General features: G+C 68.9%; 21 protein-coding genes and 2 riboswitches. Of the genes, 17 read left to right on the forward strand and 4 right to left on the reverse strand.

What is annotated here, in order from left to right:
* The first annotated feature begins 109 nt into the window (after positions 1-109).
* From PGN23_RS08520 to PGN23_RS08560, 9 genes are all read left to right on the forward strand, one after another.
* A complete protein-coding gene (locus PGN23_RS08520) occupies positions 110-3166 on the forward strand; it encodes a YdbH domain-containing protein (RefSeq protein ID WP_335302462.1) in 3057 nt (1018 codons plus the stop codon).
* An 8-nt stretch (positions 3167-3174) separates the two neighbouring features.
* Entirely contained in the window at positions 3175-3378 is a 204-nt protein-coding gene (locus tag PGN23_RS08525) for a YnbE family lipoprotein (protein WP_335302463.1), read from the forward strand.
* A complete protein-coding gene (locus PGN23_RS08530; RefSeq protein ID WP_335302464.1) occupies positions 3378-3758 on the forward strand; it encodes a YdbL family protein in 381 nt (126 codons plus the stop codon). The genes PGN23_RS08525 and PGN23_RS08530 overlap by 1 nt, the downstream gene beginning before the upstream one ends.
* Before the next feature lie 202 nt (positions 3759-3960).
* Positions 3961-4293, forward strand: coding sequence for an AtpZ/AtpI family protein (locus PGN23_RS08535; protein WP_335302465.1), 333 nt, complete (start codon positions 3961-3963; stop codon positions 4291-4293).
* A gap of 43 nt (positions 4294-4336) precedes the next feature.
* Positions 4337-5125 (forward strand): F0F1 ATP synthase subunit A, encoded by a 789-nt coding sequence (locus tag PGN23_RS08540; protein WP_335302466.1) that lies wholly within the window; start codon positions 4337-4339, stop codon positions 5123-5125.
* Positions 5126-5167: 42 nt separating this feature from the next.
* Complete coding sequence (locus PGN23_RS08545) at positions 5168-5395, forward strand: F0F1 ATP synthase subunit C (protein ID WP_335302467.1); 228 nt, start codon at positions 5168-5170, stop codon at positions 5393-5395.
* Positions 5396-5459: 64 nt separating this feature from the next.
* Complete coding sequence (locus PGN23_RS08550) at positions 5460-5954, forward strand: F0F1 ATP synthase subunit B family protein (RefSeq protein WP_335302468.1); 495 nt, start codon at positions 5460-5462, stop codon at positions 5952-5954.
* Entirely contained in the window at positions 5947-6594 is a 648-nt protein-coding gene (locus tag PGN23_RS08555; protein ID WP_335302469.1) for a F0F1 ATP synthase subunit B family protein, read from the forward strand. The genes PGN23_RS08550 and PGN23_RS08555 overlap by 8 nt, the downstream gene beginning before the upstream one ends.
* Before the next feature lie 285 nt (positions 6595-6879).
* Positions 6880-8076, forward strand: coding sequence for a PQQ-dependent sugar dehydrogenase (locus PGN23_RS08560; RefSeq protein WP_443019754.1), 1197 nt, complete (start codon positions 6880-6882; stop codon positions 8074-8076).
* A gap of 432 nt (positions 8077-8508) precedes the next feature.
* Here the strand turns inward: PGN23_RS08560 and PGN23_RS08565 are convergent, their stop codons facing one another.
* The 3 genes from PGN23_RS08565 to PGN23_RS08575 all read right to left on the reverse strand — a co-directional run bounded on the left by PGN23_RS08565 (position 8509) and on the right by PGN23_RS08575 (position 11103).
* On the reverse strand, positions 8509-8946 hold the full coding sequence (locus tag PGN23_RS08565) for an acyl-CoA thioesterase (RefSeq protein ID WP_335302470.1): 438 nt from the start codon (positions 8944-8946) through the stop codon (positions 8509-8511).
* Positions 8947-8996: 50 nt separating this feature from the next.
* Complete coding sequence (locus tag PGN23_RS08570) at positions 8997-9779, reverse strand: SDR family NAD(P)-dependent oxidoreductase (protein ID WP_335302471.1); 783 nt, start codon at positions 9777-9779, stop codon at positions 8997-8999.
* Between the two features lie 145 nt (positions 9780-9924).
* Positions 9925-11103 carry an acetyl-CoA C-acetyltransferase gene (locus PGN23_RS08575; RefSeq protein ID WP_335302472.1) on the reverse strand — a complete coding sequence of 393 codons (1179 nt, stop codon included), beginning with the start codon at positions 11101-11103 and terminating at the stop codon, positions 9925-9927.
* A 114-nt stretch (positions 11104-11217) separates the two neighbouring features.
* On the opposite strand from PGN23_RS08575, the gene PGN23_RS08580 reads away from it, so the two are divergent.
* From PGN23_RS08580 to gcvPB, 7 genes are all read left to right on the forward strand, one after another.
* Entirely contained in the window at positions 11218-11847 is a 630-nt protein-coding gene (locus tag PGN23_RS08580) for a nitroreductase (RefSeq protein ID WP_335302473.1), read from the forward strand.
* 10 nt (positions 11848-11857) lie between these two features.
* Positions 11858-12937: an oxidoreductase gene (locus PGN23_RS08585; RefSeq protein WP_335302474.1), complete on the forward strand. Its 1080-nt coding sequence runs from the start codon at positions 11858-11860 to the stop codon at positions 12935-12937.
* A gap of 53 nt (positions 12938-12990) precedes the next feature.
* A complete protein-coding gene (locus PGN23_RS08590) occupies positions 12991-14169 on the forward strand; it encodes an MFS transporter (protein ID WP_335302475.1) in 1179 nt (392 codons plus the stop codon).
* Between the two features lie 200 nt (positions 14170-14369).
* A riboswitch (glycine riboswitch) is annotated at positions 14370-14470 on the forward strand.
* Between the two features lies 1 nt (position 14471).
* Positions 14472-14575: riboswitch (glycine riboswitch) on the forward strand.
* A 70-nt stretch (positions 14576-14645) separates the two neighbouring features.
* Complete coding sequence (gcvT, locus tag PGN23_RS08595; protein ID WP_335302476.1) at positions 14646-15791, forward strand: glycine cleavage system aminomethyltransferase GcvT; 1146 nt, start codon at positions 14646-14648, stop codon at positions 15789-15791.
* A 1-nt stretch (position 15792) separates the two neighbouring features.
* The gene (gcvH, locus tag PGN23_RS08600; protein ID WP_335302477.1) at positions 15793-16164 is read left to right on the forward strand and encodes a glycine cleavage system protein GcvH; all 372 of its coding nucleotides are present in this window, start codon (positions 15793-15795) and stop codon (positions 16162-16164) included.
* A gap of 149 nt (positions 16165-16313) precedes the next feature.
* Positions 16314-17672: an aminomethyl-transferring glycine dehydrogenase subunit GcvPA gene (gcvPA, locus tag PGN23_RS08605; RefSeq protein ID WP_335302478.1), complete on the forward strand. Its 1359-nt coding sequence runs from the start codon at positions 16314-16316 to the stop codon at positions 17670-17672.
* A complete protein-coding gene (gene gcvPB, locus PGN23_RS08610) occupies positions 17669-19246 on the forward strand; it encodes an aminomethyl-transferring glycine dehydrogenase subunit GcvPB (protein ID WP_335302479.1) in 1578 nt (525 codons plus the stop codon). Before gcvPA ends, gcvPB begins: the two co-directional genes overlap by 4 nt.
* 148 nt (positions 19247-19394) lie before the next feature.
* Here gcvPB and PGN23_RS08615 read toward each other — a convergent pair whose 3' ends face one another.
* Positions 19395-20306 (reverse strand): DMT family transporter, encoded by a 912-nt coding sequence (locus PGN23_RS08615; RefSeq protein ID WP_335302480.1) that lies wholly within the window; start codon positions 20304-20306, stop codon positions 19395-19397.
* A gap of 85 nt (positions 20307-20391) precedes the next feature.
* On the opposite strand from PGN23_RS08615, the gene proS reads away from it, so the two are divergent.
* A complete protein-coding gene (gene proS, locus PGN23_RS08620) occupies positions 20392-21921 on the forward strand; it encodes a proline--tRNA ligase (RefSeq protein ID WP_335302481.1) in 1530 nt (509 codons plus the stop codon).
* Positions 21922-22019 lie beyond the last annotated feature (98 nt).

The raw sequence follows: 22019 nt of genomic DNA on the forward strand, positions 1-22019 counted from the left end.
CGGCGCGTGGCAGAGGCTATGCCACGTCCGTAATGACCATTTCTGGACGACGCGAGTGACGGCACCCGACGAGCGGCCACGGCGCGGCGTTCGGCGTCGGCGCGTGGCCGTGGCGGTATCGGTTCTGGCGCTCGCGGCGGCGGGGGGCGTGTGGCTGTCGCGCGTTCCCATCGCGACGCGGGTCATCGATCGCGAACTGGCACGTCGCGGGGTGCCGGCGCGGTATCATATCACCGACCTGGGGCTGGGGCGCCAACGGCTGACCGATGTCGTGATCGGCGATCCTGACGCACCCGATCTGGTGGCGGACTGGATCGAGACGGCGACCGAGATCGGACTCGCGGGGCCGCGCGTCGTCGCGATCCGGGCCGGCCATGTCCGTGCGCGCGCGAGATGGCGCGATGGCACGCTGTCGCTGGGGGCGATCGACCGGCTGATTCCGACCGCAACGGGCGGCGGGCCCTTCGAACTGCCGGCGATCGATGTGGACGTGGCCGATGCGCGGGTGCGGGTGGACGGCGACGGCGGCGTGGTGGGCCTGCGCCTGAGCGGTCGCGGGCGGCTGGACGACGGCTTTTCGGGCGATGTGGCCGCGGTAGCGGAGCGGTATGTCATGGGCGGCTGCACGATTCGTGCGGCGCGCGTGGCGCTCGACGTGATCGTCCGGCGCGGCGCGCCGACAATAGCGGGGCCGTTGGCGGCGCAGGAAGCGACCTGCGAGCAGGGAGTGCGGGTCGTCGCCCCGGCTGCGCGCGTGCGCGTCGCCCTGAACCCCGCGCTGAATGACTGGCGTGGCGAGGTGCGGGCACTTCAGGCGCAGTCGCTCGCCGCGGCGGGGGCGCGTTTGACGGGGCTCGGTGGAGACGTGTCGTTCGCGGGAACGGCCTCCGGCACGTCGGGGACGGGACATCTGTCGAGCGGCGCGATCGTGATACCGCAGGCGCGCGCACGCGGCGGGCTGGCGAATGGCCGCTTCGGCATCGATCGCAACGGCCTCGCGCTCGACGGCATCGTGTCCGCGCAGGGTGTCGCGCTAAATCCGGCGGGGCGGCGGCGGATGGCGGGCTTCGCGACCGCGGGGGAGGGGACGCCGCTGGCGCCCTTGATCCGACGCGCCGTCGGCGCGGCGTCGCTGGCGGCGGGCGACTTCTCGGTCGAGGCGCAGGTCCAGCGAAGCAGCGCGGGCATCGCGGTGCCGCGGGTGTCGGTCGGCGCGACGAATGGCGCACGGTTGGCGATGGCCGGCGCGCCGATCCGGTGGGGCGAGGTGACCTTCGGCGGGCAGTGGCAATTGGGCGGCGGTGGCCTGCCTGGCATCGACGCGGATCTGCGGCAGGATCGGTCGGGCGCCATCGGCGGCACCGCGCGAGTCGCACCCTATGCCGCCGATGGCGCACGGCTCGACCTCACGCCGATCCGCTTCGATTCGCGCGGGCTCGCGACGGGAGCGACGCTCAGCGGGCCGCTCGGCGACGGACGGGTCGAGCGGCTGACCGTGCCGGTCGCGGTACGCTGGCGCGGCGGACAGGTGTCGATCAATCCCGATTGCACGCCTGTTCGCTTGTATGCGCTGTCGGTGTCGGGCCTTCGGCTCGGGCCGGCGCAATTCCGGCTGTGTCCGCTCGGACAGGCATTGGTTATCGTGGCGAACGGTCGGGTGGGTGGCGGGGGGCGCCTCGACGCTACCGCCGTGGCAGGCGCGATCGGTGGGACCCCGCTCGGGGTCGCCAGCGCCGGCGGCACGGTGCGGCTGGCGACGCGCGACTTTGCGCTGGATGATGTGCGCGCCACGATCGGCGCGCCGGGCCGTGAGACGCGGATCGATGCGATGCAACTCGCGGGGCGGCTCACCCCGGCGGGGGTGGTCGGGACGTTCCGGGGTGCTGCGGGGCAGATCGCCAACGTTCCCCTCGTGATGAGCGAGGGGGCGGGCGACTGGGCGCTGGGCGCGCGCGGGCTGACGCTGTCGGGCGGACTGCGGGTCGCCGATGCCTGCGCGCCGCCGCGGTTTCAGTCGATGGCGGCGCGCGACGTGACGCTCGCGCTGCGGGATGGCGAGATCGCGGCGACCGGGCAGCTGCTGGAGCCGACCACCGTCACCCGCGTCGCCGATGTCGCGATCACCCACCGGCTGAGATCGGGCGCGGGCCATGCGCGGCTGGCGGTCCCCGGCATCACGTTCGGCGACAAGCTCCAGCCGGAACTGCTGACGCGGTTGACCTTCGGGGTGATCGCGGATGTGCGCGGCACCGTGAGCGGGCAGGGGGACATCCGCTGGGATTCGCAGGGCGTGACCAGCACCGGCACCTTCACCACCGCCAAAACCGATCTCGCCGCCGCGTTCGGTCCCGTCACGGGAATTGCCGGAACGATCCGGTTCACCGACCTGCTCGCGCTGGAAAGCGCCCCCGGGCAGGTCGCCACCATCGCCTCGATCAATCCGGGCGTGCCGGTGACCGACGGGCGCATCGTCTATCAGACGCTGCCGAACACGCGGGTGAAGGTGGAGAGCGGCATCTGGCCGTTCGCCGGCGGGACGCTGTCGCTGGACCCGACGCTGCTCGACTTCGGCGCCGCGGACGCGCGCCGTCTGACCTTCCACGTCACGGGAATGGACGCGGGCAAGTTCCTGCAACAGTTCGATTTCGAGAATCTCAACGCGACCGGCACGTTCGACGGCGTGCTGCCGATGATCTTCGACGCGAACGGCGGGCGAATCGAGGGCGGGCGGCTGTCCGCGCGGCCGGGCGGGGGCGGGATCGCCTATCTGGGCGAACTGACCGAGAAGGATCTGGGGGTCTGGGGCAATCTGGCGTTCCAGTCGCTGCGCTCGCTCACGTATCGCAACCTGGACATCGAAATGGACGGGCCGCTGGCGGGCGAGATGGTGACGGGGGTCCGGTTCGCCGGGATCAGCCAGGGCAAGGGGGCCAGGAGCAACTTCCTGCTGCGGCGGCTGACGCGATTGCCGATCGTGTTCAACATCACGATCCGCGCGCCCTTCCGCGGGCTGATCGATTCGGCGGCGTCCTTCTACGATCCGCAGCGGCTGGTCGCGCGCAACCTGCAGTCGCTGATCGACGAGCAGAACCGCCAGACCGCAGCGGAACCGCGCGACGTTCAGCCGCGCGCAAGCGACACTGTGCCACCAGCGAAACGGGATTGACGAACGTGATGGGCGACACGACCTCCAGCGACATGAGGAATATGCGGATCCTGGCGGCGCTGCCGCTGCTGTTCGGGGCGGGATGCGTCAACATCTCCGCGCCGGACAAGCCGATCCAGATCAATCTCAACATCAACGTGACGCAGGAAGTGGTCTATCGCCTCGACAACGAGGCGAAGTCGCTCATCAAGCAGAACCCGGGGATTTTCTGATGACTCGCAAGCATATCATGACGATCGCCGCCGCGGTGGTGCTGGCGGGTGTATCGGGTGCGGCGCTGGCGCAGCGCGACCCCGCCTATGCCGCGGCGCGGGCGGCGGGGCAGGTGGGCGAGCAGCCCGACGGCTATCTGGGTGTCGTCGGGGCGGGCAACGCGGACCTGCGCGCGCTCGTCAGCAACATCAATATCCAGCGCAAGGCCGCCTACACGCAAAAGGCGCAGGCTTCGGGCGCGACCGTCGAGCAACTCGCCTTCACCAGCGGCTGCAACCTGATCGCGCAGACAAAGCCGGGCGAGAAGTACAAGGCGCCCAGCGGTGCGTGGGAAACGCGCGGCAGCGGTCCGGCCGAGCGCGATTCGCGCTGCGTGTGACGCCGTGCGCGGCCGTGCCGGTGCCTGATGGCGGTCGTCCCGCGGGGGAGGGGCGCGGTCGATTGACGCAGGTCATGCGGGTGTCCGCAACGGTTGACACCCCTGATACCCCCCGCTAACCGGACGGCGCCTTGGCGGGGCTGCTCGCCGCCCGCGCGCATTCTCCCTTCGGTTCGAACGATCTCGGGATGAGGATGCGCACATGGCGGAGGACAGGCCCGGACAGGATTTCCACGACGCGGCGGACCCGCGGCTCGCTTCCCTCGATCGACGGCTGGAGCAGGCGCGCAGGGACGAGGCGGTTCGCACGGGGGGCGTGCACGAACAGGGTGATGCCGGCTATCAGCTGGGCAACCGCGTTCTTGCCGCGCTCATCGGAAGTCTTGTCGGTTCGGCGCTGATCGGCTGGCTCGTAGACCGCTGGTTCGGCACCTCGCCGTGGGGACTGATCGTGCTGCTGTTCCTGGGAATAGCGGTGGCGTTCAGGCAGATCATTCGCCTGACGACCAGGCGCCCGGACCAACCGGACGCTTGAACGCCAGGCATTTGACGTATTCGACGTAACCGGGGACCAACACGTGGCGGCAGAAGGCGGCAAGATCGATCCGATGCACCAGTTCCTGATCGAGCCGGTGCTCGGTCAGCGCTGGGTGGTGGCGGGGTACGACCTGTCCTTCACCAATTCCGCGCTGTGGATGGTCATCACCCTCGTCACGCTGTGGCTGTTCATGCTGGGGGGCATGAAGCGCGAGCTAGTCCCCGGTCGCTGGCAGGCCGCGGTGGAGGGGTTCACCGGCTTCGTCCAGAACATGCTGACGTCGAACATCGGGCCGGAGGGCAAGCGCTTCGTTCCGTACGTCTTCTCGCTGTTCATGTTCATCCTCTTCGCCAACATCCTGGGGCTGATGCCGGTCGGCATCGTGCCGGGCTGGCACCCGTTCACCGTCACCAGCCATCTGACCGTCACCGGCGTGCTGGCGATCATCAGCTTCTCGATCGTGCTGATCGTCGGCTTCGGGCGTCACGGCTTCCACTTCTTCAGCCTGTTCGTGCCGCACGGCACGCCGGTGGTGATGATCCCGCTGATCTTCGTCGTCGAGCTGATGAGCTTCCTGGTGCGGCCGTTCTCGCTGGGTCTGCGACTGTTCGTCGCGATGACCGCGGGGCACATCCTGCTCAAGGTGCTGGCGGCGTTCGTCATCAACGGCGTCAACCTGGGGCCGGGCTATGTCGCGATCGTGTCGCTGCCCAGCTTCGTGCTGATGATCGGCATCACGCTGCTGGAGCTGCTGGTCGCCGCGATCCAGGCCTATGTCTTTGCACTGCTGACCAGCGTCTATCTGAACGACGCGGTCAACCTGCACTGAGTTTTCGTTTCCAACCTAATGATTTCAACGGGAGTATTCAAAATGGACGCAGAAGCCGCCAAGCTGCTCGGTGCTGGTCTGGCCGCCATCGGCATGGGCATCGCCGCGCTGGGCGTGGGCAACGTGTTCGCCGCCTTCCTCGAGGGTGCGCTGCGCAATCCGGGTGCCGCCGACGGCCAGCAGGGTCGCCTGTTCATCGGTTTCGCGGGTGCGGAGCTTCTGGGCCTGCTCGCCTTCGTGACCATGATCATCCTGGTGTTCGTCGCGTAACCACGCCGACGAACCGGCCCCGCCCGGCGCGGGCGGGGCCCCTGACCTAGGATAGCGGACCACCATGCCTCAAATCAGTCAGATCGCCGCCACCTACGCGTCCCAGATCTTCTGGCTGCTCGTCACCTTCGGCATCCTGTACTTCGGGATCGGCAAGATGATGGTGCCCAAAGTTCAGGGCGTGATGGACCTGCGCGATGCACAGATCGCACAGGATCTCGCCACCGCGGAAACCGCGCGCGGCGAGGCGGACACGACCGAGGCGGCATGGACCGCGCAGATGGACGCCGCGCGCGCCGCCGCCCAGGCCGAAGTGGCCAAGGCGAAGGCGCAGGCGGCGGCCGCCGCGGAAGCGCAGATGCGCTCCGCCGATGCCGACCTCGCCGAGCGCGTGGCGCATCACGACATTGCGATCGCCAACGCGAAGGCCGCGGCGATGGTCAACGTGCAGACGATCGCGGCCGAGGCTGCGCAGGAGCTGGTGCAGCGCCTGTCCGGCGTCGCCGTCACCCCCGAATCCGCCAACGAGGCGGTGCGCAGGCAGCTCAATCATGGCTAATCCCGGCATGACCGCCACGGCGGCAGATGCGCAGGTCGCGCAGAACCTGGCCGACGCCACCACCGCGCAGCCGCTCGAGCCGCGCGACGTCGCGAACGGCAGCGGGCTGACCGGCGAGGTGCACGAGGGCGCCGCGCCGCACGCCGCGCCCTCCGCGCTCGGCTTCAACGACACCGGCTGGGTGGGGCTGGCGGCGCTGGTCGTGCTGCTCGGCATGGTGCTGATGAAGGTGCCGGCGGCGATCGGCGCGATGCTCGACAAGCGGATCGGCGAGATCCGCCGCCAGCTGGACGAGGCCGCACAGCTGCGTCGCGAGGCCGAGGCGCTGCGCGACGAGTATCTGGCGAAGGCGCGTTCGGCCGAGGCCGATGCGGCGGCGATGCGCGAGAATGCGCATCACGAGGCAGCCGCTATCGTCACCAAGGCGAAGGCGGACACGCAGACGCTGATGGATCGCCGCGCGAAGATGGCGGAGGACAAGATCGCCGCTGCCGAGCGCGCCGCGATCGCCGAGGTCCGCGTCCGCACGGCCGAGGCGGCCGCAGCCGCGGCGGCGGCGCTGATCGCGGAGCGTCACGATGCCGACAGCGACCGGGCATTGGTCGACCGCGCGATTGCGGGGGTCGGTCGCCTGAACTGAGCGAAGCGGCTTTCGCCCGCCTCCCCGGCCGGGAGGCGGGAGTGATCGAACCGCGCAATCACCTAGCCGGTGATCGCTCATCGTTTTCCGCCGATCCCGGAGGCGGGATGGCGTCTGGCCGGCGATGTCAGCCTGATCCTTCGTTCCGCGACCCTGTCTCGCCTGCACGGGACGGCGCCGCGGCTTGCTTCAGGTAACATAATGTTGCCTTCCGCTACGGCGGGATACTGAGCGGAACCAACGCCCGACCGACCGATTGGATGTGCGCCAGCCACGCATGATGCGATGGCGCGGGAGAGGACATCCGTCGTGTTGCACCGCATCGCCTTCGTCGCCGCCCTGAGTGTCGCCAGCGCTTGCTCCGGCGAGGATACCGCGACACCCGCGCCGACGCCCAGTGCCTCGACGCCGGCGCCGACTCCGTCCGCCACCTCCGGCGCCTTGCCCTTCGCTACCGCGGCGGTGGCCGATTTCGATCAGCCGTGGGCGATGACCTTCCTGCCCGATGGCCGCATGCTGGTGACGGAGAAGCGCGGCGACCTGCTGCTCGTATCGGCGGATGGACGCACCCGCCGCACCGTGGCGACGCTCCCCGTCGACGCGGCGGGACAGGGCGGGTTGATGGACGTCGTCCTGGCGCCCGATTTCGCGACGAGTGGGCGTGTGTACTTCAGCTATTCGGCCGCCGGAGAGGGCGGCAAGGGCGTCGTGCTGGCGCGCGGACGGCTCGACACGTCCACGGCGGGTGGCGAGCGGTTGCAGTCGATCGAGGCGCTGTGGCGCGCATCGCCGCTGGTCGACGGAAACGGCCATTATTCGGGGCGGATCGCCTTCTCCCCCGATGGACGATATCTGTTCTTCACCGCGGGCGATCGGCAGAAATTCACACCGGCACAGGACAAGGGCGGGACGCTGGGCAAGGTGTTGCGCCTGACCCCGGATGGTCAGCCCGCGCCCGGCAATCCGCTCGCCGCGCAAGGCTTCAAGCCCGAGGTGTGGAGCTACGGCCACCGCAACCTGCTCGGCATCGCATTCGATGCGCAGGGGAACCTGTGGGAGCAGGAGATGGGGCCCAAGGGCGGGGACGAGGTCAATCTGATCCTGCCGGGACGTAATTACGGCTGGCCGAACGTGTCCAACGGCTCGCATTACGACGGGCGCGACATTCCCGATCATGCTGCGGGCGACGGCTATGAAGCGCCCAAGGTCTGGTGGAATCCGGCGATTTCCCCCGCCGGGCTGATGATCTACTCGGGCAACCTGTTCCCGCAATGGAAGGGCGATGCGTTCATCGGCGGGCTGTCGTCGCAATCGTTGGTGCGCGTCGATGTGAACGGTACGTCCGCGACCAAGGGCGATCAATGGTCGATGGGCGCGCGCATCCGCGAGGTCGAGCAGGGGCCCGACGGCGCCATCTGGGTATTGGAGGACGGCGCCGATGGGTCGCAGGGACGGCTGCTGAAGCTAACGCCGCGCGGCTAGGCCGGTGGAACAGAGGTTCGGTTCTTCTCCCTAACCCCGGGCCGTTCGATTTCGCTCGGGGGAGCCTTGACCCGGGTCCCACATCTTTCGCACCGTGCCGAAGGTAAGCGGCATCCCGGCTTTAGCGGGACCTTTGCAAAAGTCTTCGTCCCCCGCGAAGGCCGGGGCCCAGTTGGGGGCCGGTTTCAGCATCTTACGAGCGTGCCGATGCTGGGCCCCGGCCTTCGCGGGACCTTTCAAAGGCTACACCGTGCTCCTGCGTAGGCAGGAGCTCAGGGTTGCAGGTCCAATAGAGCGTTTCTCTGCTGGGCCTTGGGCTCCTGCCTGCGCAGGAGCACGGCATGGGCTCGGTGCTGTTGCGCCCGTTTTGCAAAGGTCCCGCTCTAGCTTGGGATGACGATATCAAAGAGCCGAACTTCGGATTTTGGGGGACTAGGCGGCTGCGTCGTCGAGCGTCATCGCTGCCAGTCGTGCGCGGAAATCGTCGGGGATGCCGCCATCGGCGGGATGCGTCATGACGATCGTCGTGTCGCAGGTGGCGATCGCGCGATCCTTCTGGTGCATCACCGCCAATATGTCCCAGGAACGGGTGCCGATCCGGCCGACGCCGGTCGCGATCTCCACGTCCTCCGGATAGCTGCCTTCCGCGAGGTAATTGACCTCGTTGCGCGCCACGACCGCGCGGAAGCCATCGCCGCGGTTCAGGCGTCCGAGCGACCAGTTGAAGCGAACGCGCGCATCCTCGAAGAGCGCGGCGAAGGCGACGTTGTTGATATGACCCATCGCATCCAGATCCTGGAAGCGGGTCGGGATGACGATGCGGACCGGATATCGGTTCAGCGGCAGCCGGTCGGAGGTGGGGCGCGCCATGGGTCGGCCTGTGGTAGGAGGGCGGGGCGCATGGCCCCGCCCGATCGGGATCAACGCGGCGCCATGCGGATCGCGCCGTCGAGGCGCACGTCCTCGCCGTTGAAATAGCAGTTCTCGATCATCGTGAGCGCGAGGCTGGCGTATTCTTCCGGATTGCCCAGACGCTTCGGAAACGGCACCTGCGCACCCAGCGCGTCCTTCACGTTCTGCGGCGCGGCGGCCAGCAGCGGCGTGTTGAAGATGCCGGGCAGGATGGTGTTGACGCGGATCGCCTCGCTCATCAGGTCGCGCGCGATCGGCAGGGTCATGCCGACGACGCCGCCCTTCGACGCGGAATAGGCGGCCTGGCCGATCTGGCCGTCCTCCGCCGCGACCGATGCGGTGTTGACGATCGCGCCGCGGTCGCCGTCCTCGGTCGGGTCGAGCGTCATCATGCCGGCTGCCGACTTGGCGATGCAGCGGAACGTACCGACCAGGTTGATCTGGATAATCATGTTGAAGGCATCGAGCGGGAAGTGCTTGATGCTGCCGTCTTCCTTGCTGCGGCTGGCGGTCTTGATCGCGTTGCCGGTGCCGGCGCAATTCACCAGGATGCGCTCCTGACCGATCGCGGCGCGCGCCTTTTCGAAGCCGGCGTCGACCGACGCTTCGTCGGTCACGTTGACCTTGCAGAACACGCCGCCCAGTTCCTGCGCCAGCGCCTCGCCCTTTTCCTCGTTCAGGTCGAACAGCGCGACCTTCACGCCCTTGGCGGCGAGCACGCGCGCGGTCGCGGCGCCGAGGCCGGAGGCGCCGCCGGTGATGACGGCGGAAACGGTGTTGTCGAGCTTCATATTGTTCCTTTCCAGATAGAGAACCGTTCGTGCCGAGGAGCGGCTGAGCGCAGTCGAAGCCGCGTCTCGAAGCACCGCCCTTCGAGACGGCCCTTCGACAAGCTCAGTGCCTCCTCAGGACGAACGGGGTGAAAACCGGCCGCCGTCAGGCGTCGACGTTCTCGATGATCGTGACGTTGGCGACACCGCCGCCCTCGCACATCGTCTGGAGCCCGTACTTGCCGCCGCGACGGCGCAGTTCGTGGACCAGCGTCGCCATCAGCTTCGTGCCCGAGGCGCCGAGCGGGTGGCCGAGTGCGATCGCGCCGCCGTTGACGTTGAGCTTCGACGGATCGGCCTTGGTGTGGTGGAGCCACGCCATCGGCACCGACGCGAACGCTTCGTTCACCTCGTACAGGTCGATGTCGTCGATCGTCAGGCCCGCCTTCGCCAGCGCCTTGTCGGTCGCGAACAGCGGTTCCTCCAGCATGACGACGGGGTCGCCCGCGGTGACGGTGAGCGACTTGATCCTCGCCAGCGGCTTCAGATCGTACTTCTTGAGCGCTTCCTCGCTGACGATCAGCACGGCGGAGGCGCCGTCGCAGATCTGGCTGGAGGAGGCCGCGGTCAGCACGCCCTCTTCGGACAGCTTCTTCACGCCGGCCATGCCCTCTGCGGAGGCGTCGTAGCGGATGCCCTCGTCAGCGGTGTGATGTTCCTTGCCCTCGGGCGTCTCGACCTCGATCGGAACGATCTCGTCCTTGAACTTGCCGCCCTGCGTCGCGGCGACGGCCTTGCGGTGCGAGTTGAGCGAGAAGTCGTCGAGCTGTTCGCGGGTGAAGCCGTACTTCTTGGCGATCATCTCCGCACCGGCGAACTGGTTGAAGTTGATGCCAGGATACTTCTCCTCCAGCCCCGGCGACTTGTTCTTGCCCAGACCGGCATCGTAGAACAATTTGTAGGTCGAGCCCATCGGCACGCGGGTCATGCTCTCCACGCCCGCCGCGATCACCACGTCCTGCGTGCCCGACATCACCGCCTGCGCGGCGAACTGGATCGCCTGCTGCGAACTGCCGCACTGACGGTCGATCGTGACCGCTGGGACGCTCTGCGGCAGCTTCTTGGCGGCGAGGACGGCGTTGCGGCCGACCTGGCCGGCCTGTTCGCCGCCCTGGCTGACGCAGCCCATCACCACGTCCTCGACCGCTTCGCCCGGAATCCCCGAGCGCTCGATCACGGCGTCGAGCACCTGTGCCGCCAAATCGACCGGGTGCACGCCGGCGAGTTTGCCGCCGCGACGTCCACCAGCCGTGCGCACCGCTTCGACGATATAGGCTTCGGCCATCTTCCGACTCTCCATAACAACTGTTATCCCTGCCCTGATCGCGCAGATTGACGCGAACGGCAAGAGGCGGAGAGGCAAATGGATGTAGCAACGGCCATTCAGGCACGTCGATCGGTGCGCGGATACGTCGACAGGGAGGTGGAACCGGCGCTGTTGCGCGAGCTGGCGGTCGCGTCGGCGCGCGCGGCGACGGGCGGCAACATCCAGCCGTGGCATGTCGACATCGTCCACGGCGAGTCGATGCGGCGGCTTAAGGAGATCATGGCGGGCAAGATCGAGCGCCGCGAGAGCGAGACGCCCGGATACGACATCTATCCCAAGGAGATGGACGACCTGTATCGGCAACGCACCTTTGCGATCGGCGAGGAGATGTACGGCCGGCTGGGCATCCCACGCGAGGACAAGAAGGCGCGCGCGATCTGGTTCGCGCGCAATTTCCAGTTCTTCGGCGCGCCCGCGGCCTATTTCGTCACGGTGGATCGTCGCATGGGGCCGCCGCAATGGGCGGATCTGGGGATGTATCTGCAGAATCTGATGCTGCTGGCCGTCGAAAAGGGGCTGGCGACGTGCCCGCAGGAGTGCTGGGCGGTGTTTCCGGAGACGGTCGAGCGCTTCCTGGAGGTGCCGGCGGAGCGGATGTTGTTCTGCGGCGTGGCGATCGGTTACGAGGATACCGCGGACAAGGCCAATCTGACGCGGTCGGCGCGCGCGCCGGAAGAGGAGTGGCTGCGCGAAATGGCATGAAGGGGGCTGGGTGGAGGATCGCATCGGGGTCGGGCTGGTCGGTTACGGCTATGCCGGGCGGACGTTCCACGCAGCCCTGATCGCCGGGGTGACCGCGCTCGACCTGCGCGCGGTGGTGTCGCGTCGCGCGGACGAGGTCCGGCGCGACTGGCCGGCGGTGACGGTCCACGCCGACATCGACGCCATGCTGGCCGACCCGGCGATCGGGCTGGTCGTGGTGGCGACGCCGAACGACACGCATGCCCCGCTGGCGTGCGCGGCGCTCCGGGCGGGCAGGCATGTCGTCGTCGACAAGCCGTTCGCGCTGGATCTGGCACAGGCGCGCGCGGTGATCGAGGTCGCGGAGGCGGCAGGGCGGCAGCTGTTCGTCTTCCACAACCGGCGGTGGGACAGCGACTTCCTGACCATATCGGCGGCGATCGCGGAGGGCGTGATCGGCGAGGTGCGGCATTGGGAGTCGCATTTCGACCGCTTTCGCCCCGCGGTACGCGATCGCTGGCGCGAGCATGACGCGCCGGGGGCGGGGGTGTGGTTCGACCTGGGGCCGCACCTGATCGATCAGGCGCTGCTGCTCTTCGGTCTGCCCGACGGCGTGCTGGCGTCGCTGGCGCGACAGCGCGACGGCGCGGCGGTCGACGACTGGGCGCATGTCGTCCTTCTGTATGGCGAGCGCCGCGTCGTCCTGCATGCGGGGTCGCTGGTGGCCGGCGGCACGCACCGCTTCGTGGCGCACGGGACGCGCGGCAGCCTGGTCAAGCACGGCGCCGATCGACAGGAGGCGCAACTGGTCGCCGGGGCGCGCGCCGGCGGCGCGGGTTGGGGCGAGGACCCCGATCCGCTGATCGTCATCGATTCCGAGGGGGAGAAGCGGGAGCGCGCGGCGGTGCCGGGGGATCAACGCGCCTTCTACCGCGCCGTGGCGGGGGCGATCGCGGGACAGGCGACGAGCCCGGTCCATCCGGTCGAGGCGCTGGCGGTGATGGCGGTGCTGATCGCGGCACAGACATCGGCGCGCGAGGGGCGGGTGTGCGCGCCCGACCTGCTGGCGGACGAGCGGAACCGATGGGAGCAGCGCGGCGTCACGCCTTGACGCTGCGCTGCACAATGGCCAGCTGAGATTCCATAATCATACGAGGAAGAGCCATGGCCACCGCCATCGCCGACCGGACGCAGGTGCCGGTCGGCCTGATCCATGTGTCGCTCGCCGTCGGCGGTTTCGCGATCGGGACGACCGAATTCGCGACGATGAGCCTGCTGCCCGACCTGGCGCGCGACCTGAGGGTGGACGCGCCGACCGCGGGGCACGTCATCAGCGCCTATGCGCTGGGTGTGGTGGTCGGTGCGCCGGCGCTGGCGGTGCTGGGGGCGACGATGGCGCGGCGCACGCTGCTGATCGTGCTGATGGCGATGTTTGCGTTCGGCAATGCGATGTCCGCGCTGGCGCCGTCCTATGGCATGATGCTGCTCTTCCGGTTCCTGAGCGGGCTGCCGCATGGTGCGTATTTCGGGATCGCGACGCTGGTCGCGGCCTCGCTGGTGGATCAGGGGCGGCGGACGCAGGCGGTCGCGCGCGTGCTGCTGGGGCTGACGGTGGCAACGGTCGTCGGGGTTCCGGTCGCCAACCTGCTGGGGCAGTCGGTCGGCTGGCGTGCGTCGTTCCTGGTGGTGGCGGGGCTGGCGGCGTTGACCGCGACGCTGGTGGCGCTGTTCGCGCCGCGCGACCGCGCCGATTCGTCGGCAAGCCCGCTGCGCGAGCTGACCGCGCTGCGCCGGCCGCAGGTGTGGCTGACGCTGGGCATCGGCGCGATCGGGTTCGGCGGGCTGTTCGCGGTCTATACCTATCTGGCGGATACGATGCTGGCGGTGACGGGGGTGGGACCGCGGACGGTGCCGTTCGCGCTGATGCTGTTCGGCGTCGGGATGACCGCGGGCAACCTGATCGTGCCGAAGCTGGCGGACCGCGCGCTGCTGCCGACCGCGGCGGGGCTGCTGGCGTGGAGCGCGGTATCGCTGGCGCTGTGGCCGCTCGCCGCGCCGCATCTGGCGACCGTGATGGTGGCGATGGTCGCGATCGGCATGGGCGGCTCGCTGGGGACGGTGCTCCAGACGCGACTGATGGACGTGGCGGGCGATGCGCAGGGGCTGGCGGCGGCGCTGAACCATTCGGCGTTCAACACCGCCAACGCGCTGGGGCCTTGGCTGGGCGGGCTGGCGATCGCGGCGGGCTATGGCTGGACCTCGACCGGGTGGGTCGGGGCGGGGCTGGCGCTGGGCGGGCTGTCGATGCTGGCGGTGTCGTGGGGCCTGGAGCGGCGGGGGTGAATGGGTTCGCTCGAAGACGCGAAGCCGCGAAGATGTCCTTCTTGCCGCGATCGCGGCCTTCCTGTCGTGAGGGGGTATGGCGTGCTGCCGCGCGCGCGTCATCTTCGCGGCTTCGCGTGCATCATGCGGATGCTTCCGCGGGCGATTGACTCCCTTCGCAGGCGCGATAGAGCGGCGGGGTCGATGCCGGGCGACCGGCATGGGCAGGCGCGGGAGAGCGCGGGGCACCTTTCAGGCGCATCCGCCGCCGAAGGAGCAACCACCCCGGAATCTCTCAGGCACCAGGGACCGCGCCGGCCTGCTCGACACTCTGGAAAGCGGCGGGCCGTTCGCGGGTCGCCCACCGAAGGGGTAACCCGCCGATCGGCCGGGGAAAGCTCTCAGGTTCCGTGACAGAGGGGGAAACGGATCGCATCGTGCCGGGCAGCGTTGCCCGCGCGGATCGTATCCGCCCTCGTGCTGACGGAAGACCTGTGATGAGCGACGCGGCCACCGACCCCGACGACGGCTTCGAACCGATCGAGATCCTGACGCTGCCGCTGGACGCGTGGCACCGCGCGCGCGGCGGACGGATGGTCGAGTTCGCCGGCTATCACATGCCGGTCCAGTACGACGGCATCATGGCCGAGCATCTGTGGACGCGCGAGAGCGCCGGGCTGTTCGACGTCAGCCACATGGGGCAGCTGACCGTCACCGGCGAGGGCGTGGTGGCGGCGCTGGAGACGCTGATGCCCGCGGACATCGCCGGGCTGGCGATGAACCGTGCGCGCTATTCGCTGCTGCTGGACGACAACGGCGGCATCCTGGACGACCTGATGCTGACGCGGCAGTCGGAGGAGCAGGTCTATATGGTGGTCAACGGCGCCACCAAATACGACGACATCGCCCATATGATCGATCGTCTGCCCGACGACGTGACGCTGAACCTGATGGAGGACCATGCGCTGCTGGCGGTGCAGGGGCCGCAGGCGGTCGCAGCGGTCGCGCGCGTGATCCCCGGCGTCGAGGCGATGGTGTTCATGCAGGCGGGCGCGTTCGAGTGGAACGGGCATGCGCTGTGGATCAGCCGGTCGGGCTATACCGGCGAGGACGGCGTCGAGATTTCGGTGCCCGCGGACGCCGCGGAGGCGCTGGCGGACGCACTGGTCGCGCAGCCGGAGATCAGGCCGATCGGCCTTGGTGCGCGCGATTCGCTGCGGCTGGAGGCGGGGTTGCCGCTGTACGGCCACGACCTCGACCCCGAAACGACGCCGGTGATGGCGGATCTGGGCTTCGCGCTGTTCAAGCGGCGGCGCGAGGCGGCGGATTTCCCCGGCGCGGAGCGCATTCTGGCGGAACGCGAGCAGGGCGCGGTGTCGAAGCGCGTCGGCCTGCTGGTCGAAGGGCGGCAGCCGGTGCGCGAGGGCGCCAGCGTGGTGGACGGCGACGGCAGCACCGTGGGCCGCGTCACCTCCGGGGGATTCGCCCCCAGCGTCGGCGCACCGATCGCGATGGCCTATCTGCCCGCGGCGATGGCCGTGCCGGGCACCACCGTTCAGTTGGTGCAGCGCGGAAAGGTCCATCACGCGACCGTCACCGCGATGCCGTTCGTTCCCCACCGTTACTTCCGAGGAGTGAAGTGAGATGAGCCGCTATTTCACCGAGGATCATGAGTGGATCGACGTCGATGGCGACATCGGCACCGTCGGCATCAGCGATTATGCGCAGGGCCAGCTGGGCGACATCGTGTTCGTCGAAGTGCCCGAGGACGGCCGCCGCATCGCCAAGGGCGACGAAGCCGCGGTGGTGGAGTCGGTGAAGGCCGCCTCCGACGTCTATTCGCCGGTGTCTGGCACGGTGCTGGAGGGCAATGCCGCGCTGACCGACGAGCCGGCGCTGGTGAACAGCGATCCCGAGGGCGAGGGCTGGTTCTTCAAGATCACGCTGTCGGACACCGCCGAGCTGGAAGAGCTGATGGACGAGATCGCGTACGAGGCGTTCGTCGCGAAGCTGTAATCTGATCTACTCCCCTCCCTTCCAGGGAGGGGCTGGGGGTGGGTGGCGTGCTCGCGATACCGCGCCGGTCTCGCAACTGCCAACCGTACCACCAGGCATCGACCCACCCCCGGCCCCTCCCTTGAAAGGGAGGGGGGAGTTGATTTGTCATGCGCTACCTGCCTCTCACCTCCACCGACCGGACCGACATGCTTTCGGTCATCGGCGCGTCGTCGATCGACGACCTGTTCGTCGACGTGCCCGAGGCGGCGCGGCTCGACGGGCCGATCCGCGATTTGCCGATGCATGCCAGCGAGATGGCGGTGGAACGCCACATGACCGCGCTGGCGCGGCAGAACATGGTCGCGGGCGAGGTGCCGTTCTTCCTGGGGGCGGGCGCCTATCGCCATCACGTGCCCGCGAGCGTCGATCACCTGATCCAGCGCGGCGAGTTCCTGACCGCCTATACGCCCTACCAGCCCGAGATCGCGCAGGGCACGCTGCAGATGCTGTTCGAGTTCCAGACGCAGGTCGCGCGCCTGCTGGGGACCGACGTCGCGAACGCCAGCATGTACGACGGCTCCACTGCGTGCTGGGAGGCGATCGGCATGGCGCGGCGGATCACGCGGCGCGGCAAGGCGATCCTGTCGGGCGGGCTGCACCCGCATTACGTCTCGGTCGCGAAGACGATGGCGAAATACACCGGCGACGTGCTGGACACCGCGCTGCCGGTGCTGGACGCGGAGACGGATATCGACGCGCTGATCGCCAAGATCGACGGCGATACCTCGTGCGTGGTGGTGCAATATCCCGACATCCTGGGGCGTATCGCGGACCTGACGCCGCTGGCGGACGCGTGCCACGCCAGCAAGGCGCTGCTGATCGCGGTCGTGACCGAGCCGGTCGCGCTGGGCGCGATCCGCGCGCCCGGCGAGATGGACGCCGATATCGTCGTGGGCGAGGGGCAGTCGCTGGGCGTCGGCCTGCAGTTCGGCGGACCCTATGTCGGCCTGTTCGGCTGCAAGGAGAAATACGTCCGCCAGATGCCGGGGCGGCTGTGCGGCGAGACGGTCGACGCCAACGGGCAGCGCGGCTTCGTGCTGACGCTCTCCACCCGCGAGCAGCATATCCGGCGCGAGAAGGCGACCAGCAACATCTGCACCAATTCCGGGCTGTGCGCGCTGGCCTTCTCGATCCACATGACGCTGCTGGGCGAGGCGGGGCTGCGGCGGCTGGCGGCGATCAACCACGCCGGCGCGTGCCGCGCGGCGGACCGGCTGGCGAAGGTGCCGGGGGTGACGGTCGTCAACGACACCTTCTTCAACGAGTTCACGCTCGACCTGGGGCGCGAGGCGCGGCCGATCGTGCGCGATCTGGCGGATCGCGGCGTGCTGGCGGGCGTGTCGCTGGGGCGGCTGTACCCGGGCGAAGATGCCCTTGCGAACGGGCTGGTGGTCGCGGTGACCGAAACGACGACGCAGGACGATGTGGAGGCGCTGGCGACCGCGCTTCAGGAGGCACTGGCATGAGCATCAACGCAAGCGGCTGGAAGCCGACCGCGCCCGTGAAGGGCGAGAACGGCGTACCGACGTTCACCGGCAACAAGGCCTTGATGCTGGAAGAGCCGCTGATCTTCGAGATCGGCTCGACCGAGACGACGGGCGTGGACTTCGCCGAGGGCGATGTCGCGGGCTCGCGGCTGGGCGACCTGACGCGCAAGGCGCCGATCGGGCTGCCGGGGCTGTCGGAGCAGGAGACGGTGCGGCATTACACGCGCCTCAGCCGGCAGAATTACGCGATCGACCTGGGGCTGTTCCCGCTGGGATCGTGCACCATGAAGCACAACCCGCGCCTGAACGAGAAGATGGCGCGGCTGCCCGGCTTCGCGGACGTCCACCCGCTCCAGCCGGTGCACACGGTGCAGGGCGCGCTGGGCGTCATCAACGAGCTGGCGGTGTGGCTCATCACGCTGACCGGCATGTACGGCGTCGCGATGAGCCCGAAGGCCGGCGCGCACGGCGAGTTGTGCGGCATCCTGGCGATCAAGGCGGCGCTGGAGAAGCGCGGGGAGGGCCACCGCAAGGTCGTGCTGGTGCCGGAGAGCGCGCATGGCACGAACCCGGCGACGGCGGCGTTCGCGGGCTTCGCGGTCGAGGACATCCCCGCCACGCCGGACGGGCGCGTCGATACGGCGGCGCTCAAGGCGCGGCTGGGACCGGACGTCGCCGCGGTGATGATTACCAATCCGAACACCTGCGGGCTGTTCGAGCGCGATTTGAAGGAGATCAGCGACGCGGTCCATGCCGCGGGCGGCTACGTCTATTGCGACGGGGCGAACTTCAACGCGATCGTCGGGCGCGTGCGGCCGGGTGACCTGGGCGTCGATGCGATGCACATCAACCTGCACAAGACCTTCTCCACCCCGCATGGCGGCGGCGGTCCGGGATCGGGGCCGGTGGTGCTGTCGGAGGCGCTGGCGCCGTTCGGCCCGCTGCCCTTCACCGCGCGGATGGCCGATGGCCATATCCAGCTGATCGAGGAAGAGACCGCGGGCGACGATCATCCCGACACGTTCGGGCGGATGGTCGCGTTCCACGGCCAGATGGGAATGTTCACCCGCGCGCTGACCTATATCCTGAGCCACGGTGCGGACGGCCTGAAGCAGGTCGCCGAGGATGCGGTGCTGAACGCCAATTACGTGCTGCGCTCGCTGGAGGACGTACTCGACGCGCCGTTCGCGGGCGCCGGGCCGTGCATGCACGAGGCGATCTTCTCCGATAAGGGGTTCGCCGCGGGCTTCTCGACGATCGACGCGGCCAAGGCGCTGATCGACGAGGGCTTCCACCCGATGACCATGTATTTCCCGCTGGTGGTGCATGGGGCGATGCTGGTGGAGCCGACCGAGACCGAGAGCCGGGCCGCGCTGGACCAGTTCATCGGTGCGCTGCGTTCGGTGGCGGAGCGGGCCAAGGCGGGCGATCCGTCGCTCAAGACCGCACCGCACTTCGCCCCGCGCGCCCGGCTGGACGAGACGCTGGCGGCGCGCAAGCCGGTGCTGACGTGGAAGCCGCCGGTCGCGCCGCAGGCGGAGGCGGCCGAGTAGTACTTTGCCTTGTCCCCATCCCGGCGAAGGCGGGACCTTTGCAAAAGTCTCCACCGTGCTCCTGTAAAGTCAGGAGCACGGCCGGACCTGGCGCTGTTGCATCCCTTTTGCAAAGGTTCCGTCTTCGCCGGGGTGGAGCCTCAGGGGTTCAGACCAGTCCCTGCGCGGTCGCCTGGAGCGTTTCCTCGCGGCGGCGGACGTGTTCACGCCAGACGATATAGAGCCCGGACAGGATGATGACCGGCGCGCCGATCCAGGTCGCGGGCGCGGGCAGGCGGTCGAACAGCAGCCAGCCGAGCAGCGTCGCCCACATCAGCGAGGTATAGTCCATCGGCACGACGGTGGAGACCGGACCGTAGGTCAGCGACGCGGTCATCGCGAGCTGCGCCACCCCGCCCAGCAGCCCGACCGCGATCAGCGTCGCCCACATCGCCGCGGTGTGCGCCTGCGCCGTCATCGCATAGGCGATGCCGAGCGGAACGAGCGACAGCGTGGAGAACCAGAACACGGTCGTCAGCGTCTTCTCGGTGCGGCCGATGGTGCGCAGCAGGATCGAGACGGTCGCGGTGCCGCCCGCTGCGGTCAGCCCGGTCAGCACGCCCAGCAGCGGGATATGATGCCCGGAGCCGAACGGCTGCGTCACGATCAGGACGCCGGCGAACCCGGTCGCGACCGCGGCCCAGCGTCGCCAGCCGGTCGGCTCCTTCAGCACCAGCGCGCCCAGGACGGTCGCGAAGATCGGCATCGAGAAGCCGATCGTCGTCGCCTCCGCCAGCGGCAGCAGGATGAGCGTGGTGAAGGTGAGCGCCATCGCGGTCAGCCCGATGACGGTGCGCAGGGTATGGGCGCCGAACCGTTGCGTCCGCAGGCTGGCGAAGCCGGGCCCCGCGGCGACGATCGCGGCGACCAGGATCGCGGCGCCCGCCTGTCGCCAGAACAGGATCTCGGCCAGATGCGCGCCGCCCTGTTGCGCCAGCTTGATCGTGGCGCTCATCATCGCGAGCAGCGCGACCGAGGTCAGCCGCAGCGCGACGGCGAGGAGGATGCGATCCTGGGACACGCCCTTGCCCTTGCCGCACCCGGGGCGCGGGCGAAACCCCCGTGACGATGGACGACCATGCGCGGGGGATGTAGGGCGCTGCGCCATGAAACACGCTCTTCCCGTCACCCGCGAGGCCGATTTCTCCGCCTGGTATCAGTCCGTCATCACCGAGGCCGATCTGGCCGAGGAATCCGGCGTGCGCGGGTGCATGGTGATCCGGCCGTGGGGCTATGGCATCTGGGAGCGTATCCAGCGGCTGCTCGACGATCGTATCAAGGCGACGGGGCACGAGAATTGCTATTTCCCGCTGTTCATCCCGCTCAGCTATTTCGAGCAGGAGGCCGATCACGTCGAGGGGTTCGCCAAGGAGATGGCGGTCGTCACCCATCACCGGCTGGTCGCCGACGGGAAGGGCGGGCTGATCCCCGACCCCGCCGCGAAGCTGGAAGAACCGCTGGTCGTGCGCCCGACCAGCGAGACGGTGATCGGGCACGCCTTCGCGCGCTGGGTACAATCGTGGCGCGACCTGCCGGTGCTCATCAACCAATGGGCCAATGTCGTGCGGTGGGAGATGCGGACGCGCATGTTCCTGCGCACCGCGGAATTTCTCTGGCAGGAGGGGCATACCGCGCACGCCACGGCCGATGAAGCGCGCGAGGAAACGCTCAAGATGCTGGAGGTCTATCGCAGCTTCGCCGAGGACTGCATCGCGCTGCCGGTGGTGGCGGGCGAGAAGCCGGAGAACGAGCGCTTCCCCGGCGCGGTCGGCACCTGGTCGATCGAGGCGATGATGCAGGACGGCAAGGCGCTTCAGGCAGGCACCAGCCACTTTCTGGGGACGAACTTCGCCAAGGCGCAGAACATCCGCTTCCAGAATGCCAGCGGCGAGCTGGAGCTGGCGCAGACCACCAGCTGGGGCGTGTCGACGCGGATGATCGGCGGGCTCATCATGGTGCACGGCGACGACGACGGGCTGCGCGTGCCGCCCCGCGTCGCGCCGTGGCAGGTGGTGATCGTGCCGATGCTGCGCGACGCGCCGGAGGATGCGGCGCTGGTTGATTATTGCAAGACGCTGCAACAGGCGCTGGCGGCGCAGACCGCATTCGGCGAGCCGGTGCGCGCGCTGCTCGACCTGAAGGCGGTGAAGAGCACCAACAAGCGCTGGGGCTGGGTCAAGAAGGGCGCGCCGGTCGTGATCGAGGTCGGCGGGCGCGACATGGCGGCGGGCAACGTCTCCGTCATCCGCCGCGACCGGCTGTACCGCGCCGATGGGAAGCTCGACAGCGTCGGTACCGGAAAGGAGGCGTTCGCGAGCGGCGTCGGGGCGCTGCTGGAGGACATTCAGCAGGCGCTCTTCGCCGAGGCGAAGGCGCGGCTCGACGCCAATATCGCCCCCGCGATGCAGTGGGCGGAGGTGGAGAAGCATTTCGCGGAAGGGGTGAAGAACCCCGGCTGGCTGGAGGTGCAATGGTCGCGCCCGACCGGACCCGCGCTCGACCGGGTTGTGGAACGGCTGAAGTCGCTGAAGCTGACGCTGCGCAACGCGCCGATGGGGCAGGCGGCGGCGGATGGCGCCTGCATCTTCACCGGCGACGCGGCGGTCGAGCGCGTGCTGGTCGGGCGATCGTATTGAGGGCGCCGTCACCCCGGGTCAAACCGAGACCTCTGCGAAAGTCGTGGATCGCTTGACAATTTCGCCTTTCCCCGGCGAAGGCGGGACCTTTGCAAAAA

Origin of the sequence: Sphingomonas adhaesiva (genome assembly GCF_036946125.1) — a bacterium.
In the GTDB taxonomy this organism is placed as follows: Bacteria; Pseudomonadota; Alphaproteobacteria; order Sphingomonadales; family Sphingomonadaceae; genus Sphingomonas; species Sphingomonas adhaesiva_A.